Here is a 17,600-nt window from a genome sequence, read left to right on the forward strand (position 1 = left end):
AAATGGCCGGGGCGGCAGCCCCGGCGGCTGAACAGGCAGCCAGTGTGGCCAAGTGGTTCGTGCTGGCGGCTGCCATCATCGTGCTGGATCAGCTGACCAAGGTGTACTTCAACGGCAGCTACCAGTACGGCGAGCAGCGCGAGGTGATTCCGTCGCTGTTGAACTTCACCCTGCTGTATAACCCTGGTGCCGCGTTCAGTTTTCTGGCCGACGCCGGTGGCTGGCAGAAGTTCTTCTTTAGCGGCCTGGCGTTTGCCGTATCCGGCTGGCTAGGCTGGCAGATACTGCAGCGCCAGTTCGGCAGCCTGATGAACGTGGCCGCCGCCTTCATCATGGGTGGGGCGCTGGGTAATGTGATAGACCGCCTGCTTCACGGCCACGTGATTGATTTTATCCAGGTGCACTGGCAGCAAAGCTGGTACTACCCGGCGTTCAATATTGCTGACAGCTTCATCTGCGTGGGTGCCGTGCTAATGGTGCTGGACAGCTTCAGGCAAACCAAACGCTGAGCCAGCCTGGCCGCATGCGGCCAACCCTGGCTAACAGGCCGCCACAGGCGGCCTCTTTCATGAAAAGGATTACCGATGACGAAGACCATCATGCTGGCTAACCCGCGCGGCTTCTGTGCCGGGGTGGACCGCGCCATCGCCATCGTCGAGCGCGCGCTGGAAAAATACGGTGCGCCGATTTATGTGCGCCACGAAGTCGTGCATAACCGTTTCGTTGTGGACAACCTGCGTGCCAAAGGGGCGATCTTCATCGAAGAGCTGAAAGACGTGCCGGCCGGCAGCACGCTGATCTACTCGGCCCATGGTGTGCCGCTGTCGGTACGCGAGGAGGCCGAAGCGCTGGGCCTGACCGTGTACGACGCCACTTGCCCGCTGGTGACCAAGGTGCATGTCGAGGTAAAACGCATGCACCAGGCCGAGATGGAGATCATCATGATCGGCCATAAAGGCCACCCCGAGGTGGAAGGCACCATGGGGCAGGTGCATAGCCGCATGTATCTGGTGGAGTCGGTAGACGATGTGGCCACGCTGCAGGTAGCCAACCCCGCAGCGCTGTCCTACGTGAGCCAGACCACGCTGTCGGTGGACGAAACGCGCGATATCATCGCCGCGCTGAAGGCTCGCTTCCCGGCTATCCACAGCCCGAAGAAAGACGACATCTGCTACGCCACGCAAAACCGCCAGGATGCGGTAAAAGTACTGGCTGACGAGTGCGATATCGTGGTGGTGGTGGGCTCGCCCAATAGCTCCAACTCCAACCGCCTGCGCGAAGTGGCGGCGTTGAAAGGCGTGGATGCCTATATGGTAGACAACGCCAGCCTGCTGCAAGCCGCGTGGTTTGACGGCAAGCAGCGCGTAGGGGTAACTGCCGGTGCCAGCGCCCCGGAGGTGCTGGTTCAGGCGGTCATCGAGCAGATCAAGGCCTTTGGTGCCGACACGGTGAGCGAGCTGGATGGCGTGGAAGAGCACATTACCTTCGCGCTGCCGCCGGGCCTGCGCGACGCCAAGCCCGCAGCCTGATATAGCGCTAGCAGGATGAAAAAGCGGCCAACCCGTTAAAGGTTGGCCGCTTTTCTTATGCTGCCGTGGCGCAGGCCAGGGTTCAAGCGCGTGCCGTGCGCAGGCCAGGGATAGGTAGCTTTTGCAGTAGCAGCCCGCCCAGAATCAAGCCCAGGCCGGTGAGGGTGCTGGGCAGGATGGGCTCGCCCAGCAGCGTGCTGATCAGCATCAGCGACAGGATGGGCGACAGGAAGATCAGGTTGGCAATGCGCGCGGTACTGCTGGTGAGCTTCATGGCCGAGAGCCACAGCACAAAGGTAAAGCCCATTTCCAGCGCGCCAACATAGGCGGCGCCCGCGATGCCTTGCCACGCTACCGGGGTCAGCTCGCCAGTGGCGGCGCACCATAGCAGGGTTAGCGGTAGCGATAACAGGAAGTTCAGCGTGAGGCCCATTACCGGCTCGCGCTCGTCTTTGGCGTTGAACAGCCAGTAGCCCGCCCATAGCAGGGTGGACAGCAAGGCAAAGCCGACGCCGGCCAGGTTGCTGAAATTCAGCGCCAGCGGCGCGCCGCGCGTGGCGATGGTCAGCACGCCGCTATAGCACACCAATGCTGCCAGGCTGTCCTGCAGCTTGAGTTTTTGCCCCAGCACCGGTACGGCCAGCAGGGTCATGGTCAGCGCCCAGGTGTAGTTGATGGCCTGGGCTTCTTGCGCCGGTAGCAGGTCGTAAGCCTGGAACAGGATCAGGTAGTAGGCGAACGGGTTCACCGCGCCCAGTATGGCGCTGCGGCGCCAGTGCTGGCGCAGGGCGGCGGGAAGGGTGGCTAGCCGGCCCTGCCAGCCCAGTATGGCCAGCAGCGACAGCAGCGAGAACACGCTGGCGTACAGCACCAGCTGCGCCGGGCTGAGGTGCGCCAGGCTGAGCTTGAAGGCGCTGGCCACGGTGGACCAGGCCAGTACGGCGGATAAACCAAAAACGTAAGCTTTGTGTTGCGAAGTCAAAATGCGGGGGCTCCTGCCTGTTTCAGGCGCTGGTTCAGTTCGTGGCTCATTAGTTGCAAGGTGGTGCTGGCACTCAGGCCGATGGGGCCACCTTGCGCGGCTTCGTACTGTTCGCCCGCGCAGGCGTGCAGGTCGGCCGCCAGATGGGCAGCATCAAGTAGGGACATGCCTTGTGCCAGCAGGGCGCAAATGGCGCCACCCAGCAAGTCGCCCTGGCCGGCTACGGCTAGTGCCGGGCTGCCGTGTACCAGCAGGCGGTAAGGTTGGCCGCTACTGGCCAGCAGCGTGCCGCTGCCTTTGAGCAGAACGTTGCAGGCAAACTGCCGCGCAAGCTGCTGGGCGGCGGCGATGCGGTCGGCCTGGATCTGCTCGGTGCTGCAGTCCAGCAGGCGCGCGGCTTCGCTGGGGTGCGGCGTGAGCAGCGTAGGGTAGCTGCGCTGGCGCAGGCGTGCCTGTAGCTGGCTGTCGGCAGCCAGCAGGTTCAGCGCATCGGCGTCCAGTACCAGGGTGTTGTCGTGCAGCAGCAGCGCGTCCAGTGCCTGGTGCGCTTGGTCGCTTAGCCCCAGGCCGGGGCCGATCAGCATCACGTTGGCCGCAGGCACATTCATGCCGTCTTGCCAGGGGCGCAGCATCAGCTCGGGGGTGGCCGGGTCCAGTAGCAGTGCGTCTTGCGTATGCACAAATACTTTGCCTGCCCCCAGGGCCAAAGCAGCACGGCCAGCCAGAATGGCGGCGCCACTCATGCCGCGGGCACCGCCAATCACACTGACGCTGCCGTAGCTGCCTTTGTGGCTGCTGTGGCGGCGCTTTAGCGCTAGCGCCGAGGGCACGGCAATGCTGCCGCTGGCTTCCGGGTAGTGGGCAGGCGGGCAATCCAGCAGGGCAATACTGGTGTGGCCGCAGTAGTCGCGCCCTTGGCCGGTATACAGGCCAGGCTTGGGGCAAAGCAGGCTCAGGGTATGGCTGGCGCGTAGCGCGATGCCACGAGGCTGGCCTGTCCAGGCGTCCAGGCCACTGGGGATGTCGATCGCCAGCTTGGGGCAGGGCAGGCTGTTTAGTCGGCGAATCAGATGCAACCACGCGCCGCCGAGTGGCCGGCTCAGCCCGACGCCAAACAGGCCGTCCAGCAGCCAGGCGGGTGTGGTATCGCCCAGGGTTGGCCGCACATTGCCGCCCAACGTTTGCCAGCGTTGCAAGGCGGCTGCGACGGCAGCGTTTACCCGCGGCTCGGGTAGCAGGACTTCTACTGCGTAGCCGGCTTGTTTCAGCAAGCAGGCCGCCAGGATGGCGTCGCCACCGTTATTGCCGGGGCCTGCCGCCACCAGAATGGCCGCAGCGGGCTGGATATGCGCCTGGCACCATTGGGCAATGGCTTGGGCGGCGCGTTGCATTAACTGCAGGCCTGAGGCCTCTGCGTTTTGCTCCAGCTGCCGTAGTGCCTGCAAGGACAGCAGGCTGTGTGCTGGTGTGATCATGCGCGGTCTTCTCCCCAGCGTGGCAGCAGGGTATGCGCGACGCCGACTTGGTCCATGATGCGTGCCACGACAAAGTCCACCATGTCCTGCACGCTTTGCGGGTGGGTATAAAAGCCGGGGCTGGGCGGCAGGATGCACACGCCCAGCCGTGCCAGCTTCAGCATGTTTTCCAGATGAATGGCCGAGAGTGGCGCCTCGCGCGGTACCAGTACCAGCTTGCGCTGTTCCTTGATGCTGACATCGGCGGCACGCTCGATCAGGTTGTCGCTGCTACCGGCTGCGATGGCAGCCAGCGTACCCATCGAGCAGGGGCAGACCACCATGGCATCTGCCGGGTTGGAGCCCGATGCGGGTGGCGCAAACCATTCTTCACGCCCGTAGACGCGCAGCAGGCCTTCGGCTGGCTGGTATTGTGCTTCCAGCCAACTCTGAAAGGCGGCCGGGCGTGACGGCAGGGTCAGGTTCATTTCCTGCTGTGCCACTACCTGGGCTGCCTGGGAATACAGTACCCATACGCGCACGCCGGCTGCGAGCAGGCACTCTATCAGGCGCAGGCCATAGGGCAGCCCGGAGGCGCCGGTCAGGGCGACGGTAATGGTTTGGCTTGGCATGGGGTGAGTTGCTCCAGCAGTTTCAGGGCCAGCAAGCCGGTGGCCATACTGGCCAGCAGGCTGCTAAGCATTAAAGGGGGTAGCAGCTGCCAGACCGCATCGTTGGGGATGAGCCATAGCCGCGCTAGCAGTAATTGTCCTGCAAGATGGGCCATGCCGGCCAGCATACTGTGGCTCAGCACACTGAAATAGCGTGCCGGCAGATGGCTGGCCAGTCCCAGCATCAGCACGCTGCTTGCGCCGCCCGCCAAGCTTAGCCAAAAACCGGGGGTAAACAGGCTGCCCAGCATCAGTCCGGCGGCCACGATGCGCAGCAGGCTCACCCATACGGCGGCACGCCAGCCTAGCTGGTACAGGGCAATCAGGGTAACGATATTGGCCAGGCCGGGTTTGATGCCGGGCAAGGGCGAGGGGATCGCCACCTCCAGTAGCGACAGAGCCAGGCCGACTGCGGCCAACCTGGCCAGCTGCAGGTCGTAGGCGCTGGGCTGTAGCGCGGTGTCAGTATGCCAGCGAGTCATGGCCGCTATCGCCTTCCAGGGTAATGGCCGTGCGGTTGGGCAGGCAGAGTGCGGTACTGCCCGGGCCGCTTAGCCAGCCTTGCTGTACGCAATACTGGCGTGGGCTGGGGTCGGCAGCGATGCGCGCCCGCCCCTGGCGTATTTCGACAATGGTTGGCCCCAGCGGGCCTTGCAAGGTAAACCGGCTATCGAGCCGCAGCGGCCAACGTTGTACCAACTGGCCATTCTGGTACAGCAGCACGTGGCTGGCGCGGCCGCTGTGGTACCACAGAAAATAAAAGCTGCCGAAGCAGCTTAGGGCCAGTATGGCCGCAACCAGCACGTCACCTGCCTTGAACAGGGCCAGATGCACGGCTAGTGGTCGCCGCTGCGGCCACCTAGCTGGCGGTGACGGATCAGCACCTGCTCGTCAGCAAAGCTGGCAGCCAGCCGTTCGGTAAGATAAACCGAGCGGTGCTGGCCACCGGTACAGCCGATGGCGATAGTGACGTAGCTGCGGTTGTCCTGTTTGAAGCGTGGCAGCCAGGTGGCCAGGAAAGTGCGGATATCGTCTTCCATGGCTTGTACTTCCGGCTCGCCGGCAAAGAAGTCGCAGATGGCTTGGTCGCGGCCGGTAAGCGGCCGCAGAGCCTCTTCGTAGTAGGGGTTAGGCAGGCAGCGCACGTCGAACACGAAGTCGGCATCCAGCGGGATGCCGTGCTTGAAGCCGAAAGATTCGAACACCACCGTCATGCGGCTGCCGTCGGCGCCGGCCAGCAGCTTCACATAGCCCCGTAGTGCATTGGCTGACAAGTGGCTGGTGTCGATACGGTGGCCAAGCTCGCCGACATGTTCGAGCATCTCGCGCTCCAGGCGGATGCATTCTTCTACGGTCAGGTGGCCATTGGACAGCGGGTGGCGGCGCCGTGTCTCGGAAAAGCGCTTGACCAAGATATCGGTACTGGCTTCCAGGTAGAGCAGGCGGACGTCGATATCCAGTGCCCGCAGCGCCTTGATGGCATTAGGCAGGGCGGCCAGGGTTGGTGCCGATCGCGTGTCTACGCTGATGGCTATCTGGCTGTGGCCGTGTTCGTGGTACAGCGCAATGGCGTCGGCCAGCATGGTGGGCGGCAAGTTGTCCACACAGTAGTAGCCACTGTCTTCCAGTACGCGCAGTGCAACAGATTTGCCGGAGCCGGATAGGCCACTAATCAGAATCAGCTGCATGTTCCTGGTCCCGTAGCAGATTGGTATGGCGGTCGATGAACTCGCGCGTGCTGTCTATGCCGCGCAACTGCAAAATGTAATTGCGTACGGCGGCTTCTACCAGTACGGCTAGGTTACGGCCGGCTGCGACGGGCAGCACAACCTTGCGTACCGTCACGCCCAGAATGTCCTGGGTCTCGGACTGGATGTTCAAGCGGTCCAGCGCTTGCATGGCCTGGTCGTTGGCTTTCATCAGGTGGATGATCAGCTTGAGTACTTTCTTGGGCCGCACGGCGGTTTCGCCAAAGATGGTACGAATGTTCAGGATGCCCAGGCCGCGCACTTCCAGAAAGTCGCGCAGCAGCGGTGGGCAGCGGCCTTCCAGCGTTTCCGGGCCAATGCGGTAAAGCTCTACCGCATCATCGGCTACCAGGCCGTGGCCGCGCGAGATCAGCTCCAGTGCCAGCTCGCTCTTACCCATGGCCGAGTCGCCCATGATCAGCACGCCGATTTCCAGCACATCCAGAAACACGCCATGCATCACCGTGGATACCGCCAGCGCGCGTGCCAGATAAATGCGCAGCACGTCCATCAGGTAAGGGCTTTCCAGCGGCGTGCTCATCAGTGGCACATTGTGCGTCTGGCAGTAGTCGTGCAGCAGTTTGGGTACGGCTTGGCCGTTGGCGACAATCACCACAGCCATGGTCTTGTGGAACAGCTGGTCCAGCGCGGTGCGGGCTGCTGCTTGTTCCAGCTTGTTCAGGTACTCCACCTCGGCCAGACCCAGCACTTGCACCCGGTTGGGGTGGATAAAGTTCAGGTGGCCGACCAGAGCCTGGGTTGGCCGCTGTTCTTCGTTAGAGATCAGGTTGTCAGAGCCGGCGCGGCTGGCGACCCAGCTCAGGCTCAGCTTGTGCTGATTGTCCTGGTACAGGCGGCGCACACTGATATTAGGCATGGGTGGCGTTTCCGGTGAGCAACTCGTGCAGGGTTAGCGCGTCGCAGCTGGCCATTTTTTCGCGCAGGCTACGGCTGGAAAACAGCTGCGCCAGCTCGGACAGCACCTGCAGGTGCAGGTCGGTAGCCTGCTCGGGTACTAGCAGGACAAACAGCAGGTTGACCGGCTTGCCGTCTGGCGAGTCGAACGGAATAGGGCTGGCCAGGCGTATAAACACGCCGGTGGCCTCTTTCAGGCCTTTTACCCGGCCATGCGGGATGGCTACACCCTGGCCCAGCCCGGTAGAGCCCAGCTTTTCGCGGGCAAACAGACTGTCGAAGATGTCGCTACGGGCGATGCCATGGCTGTTTTCAACCATCAGGCCTACCTGTTCGAAAAGGCGTTTCTTGCTGGATACATCTACATCCGCCAGCACGTTCTGCTGCGGAAGAATCTTGCCAATCAAGCTCATGATTTACATTTGCCGGAAAAAACCGTCGGCCATTCTACGCCGAGTCGGCTGTTTGCAATAGGGCAGGGTAAGACCCGCCTGGGTCGGATAAGTGCCGCTGCGTATCACGCTCATATTGTCTGGCGCCCGGGTTCTGCCTGCCCCGGCACATCCAGGCTGCTCACGCAGATGATGCGGTATGGTTGGCGAATCTGGCGGCCCGGACCGAGCATGCGCATTTTGCCCTGTTTACCCTCTGGTGAAGCATGGAAATCGGCAAGACAGGCAAAAAAATGACCATATTGCGACATGAAAACAAAAACGGGAGCCATCTGGCTCCCGTTCTATTCATCGTGCTGGTTTACAAGGTGGCATCGACCTGCTGGGCATTAACCCGGTGCTCGCCTTGTTTTTCTTTGAACTTCAGTACCTGACGGTCCAGTTTATCCATCAGTGTGTCGATGGCGGCGTACATATCGGCTTCTTCCGATTCGACATGAATGTCTTTGCCTGCCAGATGAACATTGACCTCCGCTTTTTGTACCAGTTTATCAACCGACAGCGTCACGCTAACGCCAATGACATTATCTACGTGGCGGGTGATGCGTTCGAGTTTGCTCTCGATGTACTCACGAATCGATGGGGTAACTTCGAGGTGTAGACCGGTAATTTTGAGGTTCATACCCTGACTCCTTCTGTTAACAGTGCGGTCGGGCTGGCCGCACCGGTGTTTTGGCACTTCTATAAGGCCTTGCGAAGGCTAACTGGCGGAATCTGCATAGCTTCACGATACTTGGCAACCGTACGTCTGGCAACCTGAATACCTTGTGCCGTGAGCTTGTCGGCGATGGCGCTGTCGGAGAGCGGTTTCTTGCCGTCCTCGCTGTCGATAATCTGGCGTATCAGCGCCTTGATGGCGGTGGCAGAGCATTCGCCGCCACTATCCGTTTCCAGTGCATTACCAAAAAAGTATTTCAGCTCGAACAGCCCGCGGCTGCACAGCAGATACTTCTGGGTGGTTACCCTGGAAATGGTGGATTCATGCAAACCCAGCTCATCTGCAATGTCTCGCAGGATCAACGGGCGCATGGCCACTTCACCGAGTTCAAAGAACGCTTGCTGCCTCTCAACTATAGATTCCGACACTTTCAGGATGGTGTCAAACCGTTGCTGAATGTTTTTTACCAGCCATCTGGCCTCTTGTAACTGGCCCGAAAGATTATGGCTACTGTCGCGCTGCTGCAGCATGTTTGCATACAGCTGATTTACTTGAAGTTTTGGCAGCGAGCCCCGATTCAGCTGGGCTACCCAGCGGCCACCACGGCGCACTACATGGATATCCGGCGCGACATAATGTGTCTCGCCCTGGTCAAAACCACTGGTTGGCCGTGGTCTCAGCGTGGCAATAAGACTATGCGCAGCGCGTAATTCGGCCTCGCCCACGCCCAGGATTTTCTTCAGCCTGGTGTAGTCTCGGCTACCCAGCAACGCCAAGTGCTCGCCGGCCAGCAGACGCGCCAGCGGGAGTGACGGCGTGTGCGGTGGCAGGTTGCCCAGCTGCAGTGCCAGAAATTCCCCCAGGTCACGGCTGCCTATGCCCATGGGTTCAAATTGCATCATGAGCTTGCGCAGGGTTTCCAGTTCTTCTGCTTCGACATCCAGCTCCAGCGGTAGTTCAGCGGCAACGTCTTCCAGCGGAGTTTGCAGATAGCCGTCGTCGTCCAGCTCGTCAATCAGCAATGCCAGCAGCGCGCTATCCCGTTGCCCCAGCTGGGTTTCGCGCATCTGTGCCGTGAGGTGCTCGCGCAGGGTGGGGCGGCATGGGGCGTTGAGGATAGGGTCGAATTCGTCGTCCCCATCGCGGCTGCCACCGCTGCTGCCGCTGCCCCAGTCGGTGAGCTCCATACTGTCTTGTTGGCGATCTTCTGCGGTGTCGTTGCTGCTTTCCTGGGGCGCGGGGGCATCGCCTTCTGCTGGCGGGCTGTCGCTACCGTCGCTGCGCTCCAGCAGCGGGTTTTCCAGCAGATAGCGCTCCAGTTCGCTGGACAGGTCTAGCGTGGACATTTGCAGTAGCTTGATGGACTGCTGCAGTTGCGGTGTCAGGGTGAGTTGCTGGCTGACTTTGAGCTGGAGGGTTTGTTTCATTTCGCTTACAGGTGGAAATGCTCGCCCAGGTACACCTGGCGAACCTGTTCGTTGTTAACCAGTTCGTCCGGCAGGCCTGATGCCAGCACGCGGCCTTCAGAAATAATATAGGCGCGGTCGCAGATGCGCAGGGTTTCACGCACATTGTGGTCGGTAATCAGTACGCCGATGCCGCGCTCTTTCAGGAAAGAAATGATTTTCTGGATATCAATCACCGCGATGGGGTCAACACCGGCAAATGGCTCGTCCAGCAGGATGAAACGCGGCTTGGTGGCCAGCACACGGGCAATTTCCACGCGGCGGCGTTCACCGCCCGACAGCGCCATGGCATTGGTTTCGCGCAGGTGGCCGATGTTGAGGTCGTCCAGTAGCAGCTGCAGTTCGTTATCCAGCGCTTCACCCGACAAGCCGGCTACTTCGAGCACTGCCTGGATGTTCTCTTCTACCGTCATCTTGCGGAAGATAGAGGCCTCTTGCGGCAAGTAGCCTAGGCCCAGGCGTGCCCGTTTATGGATGGGCAAGTGCGTGATGGTTTCACCGTCCAGCAGGATTTGGCCAGCTTCGGCCGCGATCAGGCCTACCACCATGTAGAAACTGGTGGTTTTACCCGCGCCGTTGGGGCCTAGCAAACCGATGACTTCACCGCTGGCGATGTCCATCGAGACATCCCGCACCACAGTGCGCTTCTTGAAGGTTTTTTTCAGGTGCTGGATGCTCAGCCGGCTTTGGCTCATGGTTTTTCCTGCGGCTGAAGGATGATGGTGACACGGCCGCTGCCATTGCTGGCACTCTGGCCTTTGACCTGGTAGATCTCGGTGACGGTGTTGTAGCTGATCTGTTCGCCGTTCACGATATCCTTGCCACGCTTGACCTGGGCTTTACCGGTAAGAATGACGGTGTTGTTGGCCGAGTCGTAGTCCACGCGGCTGGCGTTGCCGTCCACGAATTCGTTCTTGCCGTCCAGTTTCTGGCGGAAGTACACCGGGCTGCCGGTTGCCAGCAGTTTCTGGCGGCCACTGGCATCTTGTGTGGCGACGGTTTTTTGCGCGCGCAGGTTCAGCGTACCCTGGGTAATGATGACATTGCCCTCAAATACATTGATACCTTGCTTTTGATCGAGTGATGCGCTGTCGGCATTGACTTCGATAGGTTTGCTGCTGTCGGCTTTTTCGGCAAATACCGGGTTGCATACGGTGCCGAGTGCCAGCAACAGCATCAGGCTATGGCGCATAGGAAATCCTTACTTGAGATAGCAGTTTCAGCTGCCCGGCCGGGTGATTGTAGTAAAAGCCAACAGCATTGATGCGCGACTGGCCATCGTCGATCGTCACGGGCGCCCGGTTGCTGAGAATGCCGCTTTGGCTATTGACCAGCAGTGACGGCGTTTGCAAATGAACAGCGGCCTGTTGGCCGTACGGCTGGCGCAGCACGTTCACATGGCCATCAAACTGCCCCAGGCCGGTACTGCGGGCGTATCGCCCCTGGTCAGAGCGCAGGGTGTAGTCCAGTAGCCCCTGGCGGAACTGTTTCAGGTCGGGTTGCTGCATGTACACCAGCTCGGTTTGCGGTAGCTTCCACATTTTGCTGGCGTTCAGGCGTTGCACAGGTACGCCTTGCTCGTCAAAGCGGGTGATCTTGAGCTGCTCAATGGTGTACTCGGGCTGCGACGGGTCGAGTTGGTGTTGTTCGGGCGAGCGCCATTGCGTGAGCACATTCAGCCAGAACGACAGCAGGCCCAGAGCCAGCATCAGCCCAAGGGGAAACAGTTTGGCGGCACGGTTCATTCGAGGTAGCTGGCCATGACGCGGTCAAAGTTGCCCTGGGCTTGCATGATGAGCTCGCACAGCTCGCGCACGGCGCCACGGCCACCACGGTTGCCTGTGACAAAGTGGGCGTGCTGGCGGACAAAACTGGGCGCATCCGGTACGGCAACGGCCAACCCGACGCGGCTCATTACCGGCAGGTCGATCACGTCGTCGCCGATATAGGCGCAGTCTTCAGCGGCGATACCGGTTTTGGCCAGCAGGTCGGCAAAGGCGGTGCGTTTGTCGTGCACGCCTTCGTAGTAGTGGTCTATGCCCAGGCCGCGTACGCGGTGTGCCACGCTGGGGGCGGCACGGCCGGTGATGATGGCCAGCTGTACGCCGGTGGCTTGCAGCATTTTCAGGCCGTGGCCATCCAGCGTATTGAAAGCTTTGAATTCTTCGCCACTGGCAGTAATGAAAATGCGGCCGTCGGTGAGCACGCCGTCTACGTCCAGGATCAGCAGGCGGGTGCGTTTGGCCAGGTCAGTCATTTTTTGCATGGTAATCCTTACACCACGCCTGCCTTGAGCAGGTCGTGCATATTCAGTGCGCCAATCAGCGCGCCGCTGCTGTCTACCACCAGCAGGCCGTTGATCTTGCGCAGCTCCATTTCCTTGGCTGCTTCGGCCGCCAGCAGGTTGGCCGCAATGGTGCGGGGCTGCTTGCCCATGACGTCGTCGATGGTGAGGCCGGCCAGGTCCAGCGAATGATCCAGCGTACGCCGCAAGTCGCCATCGGTAAAGATGCCCGCCAGGCGGCCGTCTTTGTCCAGTACCGCCGTCATGCCCAGGCCTTTGCGGGTCATTTCCAGCAGGGCGTCTTTCAACGACGCGCCACTGTGTACCACCGGCAGGGCATCGCCACTGTGCATCACGTCGCTGATGTGTACCAGCAGGCGGCGGCCCAGGCTGCCACCGGGGTGGGACAGGGCAAAGTCTTCCGGTTTGAAATCGCGTGCGTCCAGCAGGGTTACCGCCAGGGCATCGCCCATAGCCAGTGCCGCGGTGGTGCTGGTAGTGGGTGCCAGGCCCAGGGTACAGGCTTCCTTGTCTACCGCCACGTCCAGATGCACATTGGCTTCTTGCGCCAAGGTAGATTGTGGGCGGCCGGTCATGGCAATGATGGCGATCCCCTTGCGTTTGAGCGCAGGCAGCAGGGCGATGATTTCGTCGCTTTCGCCCGAGTTGGACAGCGCCAGAATGACATCACGCGTGGTGACCATGCCCAAATCGCCATGGGCGGCTTCGGCAGGGTGCATGAAGAAAGACGGCGTGCCTGTACTGGCCAGCGTGGCGGCGATCTTGCGGCCAATATGGCCGGACTTGCCGATGCCGGTGACGATCACCCGGCCCGGGCAGGCCAGTACCAGGTCGATGGCGGCCAGGAAGGCGTCGCCCAGGCGCTGTGCCATGCTGACGATGGCATCCGCTTCGATGTGTAGCACCTCGCGCGCCAGCGCCAGCTGCTGTTGTTTTTGCTCAATATCCATAGTCACCAATTATATCAGCTTATAATCGTTCGACCTTACCTGGCGGGTGCAAGTTTTGCTTGGCCTGTTTTTTGTCGCGAGGAGCACTCCCCCACGATGCATTCCCTGTTTCCCATAGTAGTGGTGTTGCTGGTAGCCGTTCTGGCGGTTACCGCCTGCCGTAGCTTGCGCGTACCGCCCATGCTGGGCTATCTGGTGGTGGGCTTTCTGGCCGGCCCCGGCGTGATGCACCTGATACCGGAAGGCCCGGAAACCGAGTTTCTGGGTGAAATCGGCATTGTCTTCATGATGTTCTCCATTGGCCTGGAGTTCTCTCTGGCCAAGCTCAAGGCCATGAAGCATCTGGTGTTCGGGGTGGGGCTGGCGCAGGTGGTGGTAACCCTGTTGCTGATAACCGGTGCTGTCGGCTGGCTCACTGGCAGTACGCTGGCCGGCTTTGCCATTGGCGCCGCGCTGACCATGTCGTCTACCGCCATAGTCAGCAAGCTGTTGGCCGAGCGCCTCGAGCTGGCGCAGCCGCATGGCCAGCTGGCCATGGGCACGCTGCTGTTCCAGGATATTGCCGTCGTGCCCTTGCTGATCCTGCTGCCTGCTTTTGCGGCCAACTCGGACCACCTAGCGGCAGACTTGGGCATGGCGGCGGTGAAGGTGCTGCTGGTGCTGAGTTTGCTGCTGGTGTTTGGCCAGCGCCTGATGCGGCCGTGGTTTCACCTGGTAGCGCGCCAGCGTTCCAGCGAGCTGTTCATGATTAACGTGCTGCTTATCACCCTGGGTGTGGCCTTCATTACCCAGCAGGCGGGTTTGTCGCTGGCGCTGGGCGCATTTGTGGCCGGCATGCTGATTTCGGAAACCGAGTACCGTTTCCAGGTGGAAGAGGACATCAAGCCGTTCCGCGACATTTTGCTGGGCTTCTTCTTTATTACCGTGGGGATGAGGCTGGATGTGGGCGTGCTGTTCGAGCAGTCCGGTGCCGTATTGCTGATGCTGGTATTGCTGCTGCCGGTCAAGCTCTTGGTGGTGTTTGGTCTGGCGCGGGTAATGGGGCACCGCGCCAATGATGCACTCAAAGCGGGCCTGGCGTTGGCGCAGGGTGGCGAATTCGGCTTTGTGCTGTTGTCGCTGTCCGGCAGCCTCAAGCTGCTGGAGCCGGCTATCGAGCAAGCCGCCATCGCCGGCATTTTGCTGTCCATGCTGGTAGCGCCGTTCCTGATCCAGTACGCCGACCGCATCAGCAAACGCCTGATCAAGCAGGACTGGGCGCTGATGTCGGTAGACCTGCACCAGATTCTGGTGCAAACCATGAGCAAGAACGAGCACGTGATCATTTGCGGCTATGGCCGTAGCGGCCAGTACCTGGCTCGGTTGCTGGAAAGCGAAGACATCTCCTTTTTTGCGCTGGATCTGGACCCCGAGCGCGTGCGCGAGGCAGGTGAGGCGGGCGACCCGGTGGTGTTCGGGGATGCCGCCAAGCGCGAAGTACTCACCGCTGCCGGTGCGCTGCGCGCCAAGGCAGTGGTGATCACCTTTGCCGACACCCACGCTTCCGAGCGCATCATCGACGTGGTGCGTCAGCTGCGCAGCGATCTGCCGGTCATTGTGCGCACTATCGACGATACCGATATCGAGCAGCTGCGTCATGCGGGGGCAGACGAAGTGGTATCCGAGGTGATGGAAGGCAGCCTGATGCTGGCCTCGCACGCGCTGGTGGTGCTGGGGGTGCCGCTGGGGCGCGTGCTGCGCCGTATCCGTACCGTACGTGAAGAGCGCTACAACCTGTTCAAGGGCTTCTTCCGTGGCGCCAGTGACGAGATAGATGGTATCGACGATAGCCAGATGTCACGCCTGCATAGCGTGCAGCTGATCAGCGGGGCCCACGCCATCGGCTCGCCGCTGGGGGCGATCAAACTGTCTGATCGGCAAGTAGAGGTCAAGGCCGTGCGCCGTGGCCACACGCGCTACACCGAGCTCACCCCGGATTTCGAGTTATGTGAAGGCGATGTACTGGTGCTGCTGGCCAAGCCAGAGCAGCTGCTGCTGGCCGAGACCTTGCTGCTGCAGGGCTGATGGGTAGCCACGCTGGTATTGGCGTGTTGAAACAAAAAGGTTGGCCGCAATACTGTGCGGCCAACCTTTTTTCATGATGCATGGCGCCTGCCATCGTGTTTGCCGTATGTCGGGCCGTGCTACAGAGATATCGGTACTAGCTGGCTCGTTGTTGATAAAACAAGCCCTGCTTGCGTGGCAAACAGGGCTTGTCAGCTATCGCCAGGCTTGGCGGTTGGGGGCTTACTTCTTGCTGCCCGGCAGGATGGTGGTGATCTGCTTGGTCAGTTCTTTTTTCAGCGCCTGCTGCTTTTCACCTTCGGTCTTTTTGCCTTTGACCATAGCGTTGAAGTCCAGCGAGTAGGTGGGCTTGTTGATCTGTCCGGTGATTTTCAGCGGGACATTGATACCGTTCAGCTGCTTGAAGGCTTGCGGGTTGGCGCGCACGTTCAGCGTGTAGTCCACAATGCTCTGCGTCAGGTCGAACTTGCCCCCGCCGTTGACATTCACCAGCGAGGAATCCAGTTTCAGGTCCTGGTTGCGCGCAATGCCATTATCCAGCTCGAAACCGGCCGACAGCGCCGAGAAGGTGGTTTTCTGGTCGGCTTGCGCCACCATGCTGTTGTTGTTCCAGTCTTTCAGCTCGCCCGGCAGGTCGCGCAGTGCCGACACCAGGTCAATGCCGGTGAGCGCGCCTTTTTCCAGACGCACGGCCACTTTGCCGCTCAGCGTATTGCGCAGGGCGGCCAGCGAGGTGCCGTGGGCATTCAGCTGTACCCAGCCATTGCCGGCGCCTTCTACCCGGTTAAAGTCGAACAAGTCCAGCATCAGCGGCTTGATCTGCATACCGATCAGCTGTTGCGATAGCTCGACGCGCGGCTCTTTGTCGCGCAGCAGCTTCATGCTGCCTTTGAGCTTGCCGTCGTAGATCTCGGCGCCCAGCTGGTCCAGCGTAATGCTTTCCGGCCGCGCCTTGATATCGGCGGTAATGCCCTTGATACGGAAGCGCCCCATGGCCAGCTCGCCCACCGACAGCTTGCCGTCCACATTCAGGAAATCCATCCAGTCCAGGCGGAAAGGCGAGCCGTTCTGGAACAGCGCAACTGCTTTTTCGGCCTGGTTTTCCGGCAGATAGCGGTTCAGGTCCAGCTTGCCTACGGTGAGCGTGGCTTCGTGGCGCGGCTGCATGAAACCGTATTGCGTGGCGGTGGCCGCCAGCGCGGCACCATCCAGCTGGCCGGCTACGCGCAGGTTCAGCCGGCTTTCTGCCAGGTCGCCGTCCAGCGCGCCTTGCAGCGATGCCTGTAGTTGGCCGCGTGGCAATACTGGCGTTTTCAGATGGGCGGTCAGTACCAGCGGCTCCAGGCGCAGCTGGTGGTAAGCCGCCAGGCTGAGCGGCGCGCGCAGGTTCATGCTGATGGCGTGCCCGCCTACCGACCAGGCAAAGTTGCCTAGCATCTGGTCTGCATAAGCGCCTTCCCGATTGAGCTTGATCTCGGCTAGCTGGCTGGAGAAGCGGTACTGGGTGCGTGCGTAATTTACCGAGCCGGTAATGGCGGCGGCCGGAGTGGTCAGTTCGGTGAGACTGGCGCTGATTTGTGGCAAGCGCGCTTCGGCATGACCCTTGGGTAGCGAGGTGTCCAGCGTCAGCTTGATGTCTTCACCGCTGGCCAGCAGGGTGCCAAAGTTCAGCTTCAGGCGGCCTTCGGCACCCAGGCGCACTTCGCCCAGTTTGTCGGTACTGCTGATAGCCAGTGCATCGAGCTGGTCGATACTGACCTGATCGTCCTGGCGGGTGAACGGTGCTTTGGCCGCCACGCTGACGACCTGGCTGCCGCTGACCAAACGGCCGCCAAATGACAGGCGGGCGTCGGATTTTAGGCCTTCTATGTCCAGGCTGCCTTCTTCCAGGCGGCTCAAGCGGCCATTCACACGGTCCGACAGGTTGATGCTGGTACCGCGCAGCGTCATGGTGTCGAGATCCAGCTTGAATTTGCTGGTTTTACGGCGGCGTAGCAGGTCGGCAAAGTTCATATTGCCGTCGCTACTGCGCACCAGATTTATCTGCGTATCGTGCAGTGCCAGATGGGTGATTTCCAGCTCGCCAAACAGCAGGGGCAGCCAGGCCAGGCGGGCTTCCACTTCGTCAATGCGCGCAAAGGTCATACGGCTGCCCGGCTCGCTGATTTCCAGCTTGCCAATGGCCAGGCCAGGCGAGGGGAACAGCATGGGGGAAATTTTACCGTTGATGGTCACGGTGCGTTGCGTGTCTGCCAGCGAGTTTTGCAGGTTGTTGCGTACGCTTTGGCTATCGAAACGCAAGAAAAACAGAATCAGCCCGATGGCCAGCAGCGAAACCAGGGCAACGAGACTATAGACAGCGGTTTTGAGCCATAGCCGGCCAGAGTTCCATTTCATGGGCATTGG

The 17,600-nt window shown here is 60.8% G+C and carries 20 protein-coding genes; 3 read left to right on the plus strand and 17 right to left on the minus strand.

Annotated elements, in window-relative coordinates; genetic code table 11:
- The first annotated feature begins 2 nt into the window (after positions 1 to 2).
- A complete protein-coding gene (gene lspA / locus LCH97_RS16955; RefSeq protein WP_227305408.1) occupies positions 3 to 509 on the plus strand; it encodes a signal peptidase II in 507 nt (168 codons plus the stop codon).
- 75 nt (positions 510 to 584) lie between these two features.
- Positions 585 to 1,529: a 4-hydroxy-3-methylbut-2-enyl diphosphate reductase gene (gene ispH / locus LCH97_RS16960; RefSeq protein WP_227302671.1), complete on the plus strand. Its 945-nt coding sequence runs from the start codon at positions 585 to 587 to the stop codon at positions 1,527 to 1,529.
- 82 nt (positions 1,530 to 1,611) lie between these two features.
- Here the strand turns inward: ispH and LCH97_RS16965 are convergent, their stop codons facing one another.
- The 16 genes from LCH97_RS16965 to LCH97_RS17040 all read right to left on the minus strand — a co-directional run bounded on the left by LCH97_RS16965 (position 1,612) and on the right by LCH97_RS17040 (position 13,124).
- Positions 1,612 to 2,511, minus strand: coding sequence for a DMT family transporter (locus LCH97_RS16965; protein ID WP_227302672.1), 900 nt, complete (start codon positions 2,509 to 2,511; stop codon positions 1,612 to 1,614).
- The gene (locus tag LCH97_RS16970) at positions 2,508 to 3,986 is read right to left on the minus strand and encodes an NAD(P)H-hydrate dehydratase (protein WP_227302673.1); all 1,479 of its coding nucleotides are present in this window, start codon (positions 3,984 to 3,986) and stop codon (positions 2,508 to 2,510) included. The genes LCH97_RS16965 and LCH97_RS16970 overlap by 4 nt, the downstream gene beginning before the upstream one ends.
- Entirely contained in the window at positions 3,983 to 4,597 is a 615-nt protein-coding gene (locus tag LCH97_RS16975) for a flavin prenyltransferase UbiX (RefSeq protein ID WP_227302674.1), read from the minus strand. The genes LCH97_RS16970 and LCH97_RS16975 overlap by 4 nt, the downstream gene beginning before the upstream one ends.
- Complete coding sequence (locus LCH97_RS16980; RefSeq protein WP_227302675.1) at positions 4,567 to 5,118, minus strand: Gx transporter family protein; 552 nt, start codon at positions 5,116 to 5,118, stop codon at positions 4,567 to 4,569. The genes LCH97_RS16975 and LCH97_RS16980 overlap by 31 nt, the downstream gene beginning before the upstream one ends.
- On the minus strand, positions 5,099 to 5,470 hold the full coding sequence (locus LCH97_RS16985; protein WP_227302676.1) for a NusG domain II-containing protein: 372 nt from the start codon (positions 5,468 to 5,470) through the stop codon (positions 5,099 to 5,101). The genes LCH97_RS16980 and LCH97_RS16985 overlap by 20 nt, the downstream gene beginning before the upstream one ends.
- Before the next feature lie 2 nt (positions 5,471 to 5,472).
- Entirely contained in the window at positions 5,473 to 6,324 is an 852-nt protein-coding gene (gene rapZ, locus LCH97_RS16990) for an RNase adapter RapZ (protein ID WP_227302677.1), read from the minus strand.
- Positions 6,305 to 7,261: an HPr(Ser) kinase/phosphatase gene (gene hprK / locus LCH97_RS16995; RefSeq protein WP_227302678.1), complete on the minus strand. Its 957-nt coding sequence runs from the start codon at positions 7,259 to 7,261 to the stop codon at positions 6,305 to 6,307. The genes rapZ and hprK overlap by 20 nt, the downstream gene beginning before the upstream one ends.
- A complete protein-coding gene (gene ptsN / locus LCH97_RS17000) occupies positions 7,254 to 7,712 on the minus strand; it encodes a PTS IIA-like nitrogen regulatory protein PtsN (RefSeq protein WP_017510097.1) in 459 nt (152 codons plus the stop codon). The genes hprK and ptsN overlap by 8 nt, the downstream gene beginning before the upstream one ends.
- A 110-nt stretch (positions 7,713 to 7,822) precedes the next feature.
- Positions 7,823 to 8,023 (minus strand): hypothetical protein, encoded by a 201-nt coding sequence (locus tag LCH97_RS17005; protein WP_227302679.1) that lies wholly within the window; start codon positions 8,021 to 8,023, stop codon positions 7,823 to 7,825.
- Between the two features lie 29 nt (positions 8,024 to 8,052).
- Positions 8,053 to 8,373 (minus strand): ribosome hibernation-promoting factor, HPF/YfiA family, encoded by a 321-nt coding sequence (hpf, locus tag LCH97_RS17010; RefSeq protein WP_227302680.1) that lies wholly within the window; start codon positions 8,371 to 8,373, stop codon positions 8,053 to 8,055.
- A gap of 59 nt (positions 8,374 to 8,432) precedes the next feature.
- Positions 8,433 to 9,836, minus strand: coding sequence for an RNA polymerase factor sigma-54 (locus tag LCH97_RS17015; RefSeq protein WP_227302681.1), 1,404 nt, complete (start codon positions 9,834 to 9,836; stop codon positions 8,433 to 8,435).
- Positions 9,837 to 9,841: 5 nt separating this feature from the next.
- Positions 9,842 to 10,570 (minus strand): LPS export ABC transporter ATP-binding protein, encoded by a 729-nt coding sequence (lptB, locus tag LCH97_RS17020; RefSeq protein WP_227302682.1) that lies wholly within the window; start codon positions 10,568 to 10,570, stop codon positions 9,842 to 9,844.
- A complete protein-coding gene (lptA, locus tag LCH97_RS17025; RefSeq protein WP_227302683.1) occupies positions 10,567 to 11,067 on the minus strand; it encodes a lipopolysaccharide transport periplasmic protein LptA in 501 nt (166 codons plus the stop codon). The genes lptB and lptA overlap by 4 nt, the downstream gene beginning before the upstream one ends.
- Positions 11,057 to 11,620: an LPS export ABC transporter periplasmic protein LptC gene (lptC, locus tag LCH97_RS17030; protein WP_227302684.1), complete on the minus strand. Its 564-nt coding sequence runs from the start codon at positions 11,618 to 11,620 to the stop codon at positions 11,057 to 11,059. The genes lptA and lptC overlap by 11 nt, the downstream gene beginning before the upstream one ends.
- Positions 11,617 to 12,141 carry a 3-deoxy-manno-octulosonate-8-phosphatase KdsC gene (gene kdsC, locus LCH97_RS17035; RefSeq protein ID WP_147683046.1) on the minus strand — a complete coding sequence of 175 codons (525 nt, stop codon included), beginning with the start codon at positions 12,139 to 12,141 and terminating at the stop codon, positions 11,617 to 11,619. The genes lptC and kdsC overlap by 4 nt, the downstream gene beginning before the upstream one ends.
- Positions 12,142 to 12,149: 8 nt before the next feature.
- Positions 12,150 to 13,124, minus strand: coding sequence for an SIS domain-containing protein (locus LCH97_RS17040; protein ID WP_370630738.1), 975 nt, complete (start codon positions 13,122 to 13,124; stop codon positions 12,150 to 12,152).
- Between the two features lie 102 nt (positions 13,125 to 13,226).
- Between LCH97_RS17040 and LCH97_RS17045 the strand changes: the two genes are divergently transcribed.
- Complete coding sequence (locus LCH97_RS17045) at positions 13,227 to 15,194, plus strand: cation:proton antiporter (protein ID WP_227302685.1); 1,968 nt, start codon at positions 13,227 to 13,229, stop codon at positions 15,192 to 15,194.
- 222 nt (positions 15,195 to 15,416) lie between these two features.
- Here the strand turns inward: LCH97_RS17045 and LCH97_RS17050 are convergent, their stop codons facing one another.
- On the minus strand, positions 15,417 to 17,591 hold the full coding sequence (locus LCH97_RS17050) for an AsmA family protein (RefSeq protein ID WP_227302686.1): 2,175 nt from the start codon (positions 17,589 to 17,591) through the stop codon (positions 15,417 to 15,419).
- Between the last annotated feature and the right edge of the window lie 9 nt (positions 17,592 to 17,600).

The sequence above is a fragment of the Vogesella sp. XCS3 genome (genome assembly GCF_020616155.1).
GTDB lineage: Bacteria > Pseudomonadota > Gammaproteobacteria > Burkholderiales > Chromobacteriaceae > Vogesella.

Excerpts from the sequence above, each read along its gene's own strand:
- lspA (WP_227305408.1), top strand. The coding sequence starts at position 3 with ATGGCCGGGGCGGCAGCCCCGGCGGCTGAACAGGCAGCCAGTGTGGCC.
- ispH (WP_227302671.1), top strand. The coding sequence starts at position 585 with ATGACGAAGACCATCATGCTGGCTAACCCGCGCGGCTTCTGTGCCGGG.
- LCH97_RS16970 (WP_227302673.1), bottom strand. The coding sequence starts at position 3,986 with ATGATCACACCAGCACACAGCCTGCTGTCCTTGCAGGCACTACGGCAG.
- LCH97_RS16975 (WP_227302674.1), bottom strand. The coding sequence starts at position 4,597 with ATGCCAAGCCAAACCATTACCGTCGCCCTGACCGGCGCCTCCGGGCTG.
- LCH97_RS16980 (WP_227302675.1), bottom strand. The coding sequence starts at position 5,118 with ATGACTCGCTGGCATACTGACACCGCGCTACAGCCCAGCGCCTACGAC.
- rapZ (WP_227302677.1), bottom strand. The coding sequence starts at position 6,324 with ATGCAGCTGATTCTGATTAGTGGCCTATCCGGCTCCGGCAAATCTGTT.
- hprK (WP_227302678.1), bottom strand. The coding sequence starts at position 7,261 with ATGCCTAATATCAGTGTGCGCCGCCTGTACCAGGACAATCAGCACAAG.
- ptsN (WP_017510097.1), bottom strand. The coding sequence starts at position 7,712 with ATGAGCTTGATTGGCAAGATTCTTCCGCAGCAGAACGTGCTGGCGGAT.
- LCH97_RS17005 (WP_227302679.1), bottom strand. The coding sequence starts at position 8,023 with ATGGCTCCCGTTTTTGTTTTCATGTCGCAATATGGTCATTTTTTTGCC.
- hpf (WP_227302680.1), bottom strand. The coding sequence starts at position 8,373 with ATGAACCTCAAAATTACCGGTCTACACCTCGAAGTTACCCCATCGATT.
- LCH97_RS17015 (WP_227302681.1), bottom strand. The coding sequence starts at position 9,836 with ATGAAACAAACCCTCCAGCTCAAAGTCAGCCAGCAACTCACCCTGACA.
- lptB (WP_227302682.1), bottom strand. The coding sequence starts at position 10,570 with ATGAGCCAAAGCCGGCTGAGCATCCAGCACCTGAAAAAAACCTTCAAG.
- lptA (WP_227302683.1), bottom strand. The coding sequence starts at position 11,067 with ATGCGCCATAGCCTGATGCTGTTGCTGGCACTCGGCACCGTATGCAAC.
- lptC (WP_227302684.1), bottom strand. The coding sequence starts at position 11,620 with ATGAACCGTGCCGCCAAACTGTTTCCCCTTGGGCTGATGCTGGCTCTG.
- kdsC (WP_147683046.1), bottom strand. The coding sequence starts at position 12,141 with ATGCAAAAAATGACTGACCTGGCCAAACGCACCCGCCTGCTGATCCTG.
- LCH97_RS17045 (WP_227302685.1), top strand. The coding sequence starts at position 13,227 with ATGCATTCCCTGTTTCCCATAGTAGTGGTGTTGCTGGTAGCCGTTCTG.
- LCH97_RS17050 (WP_227302686.1), bottom strand. The coding sequence starts at position 17,591 with ATGAAATGGAACTCTGGCCGGCTATGGCTCAAAACCGCTGTCTATAGT.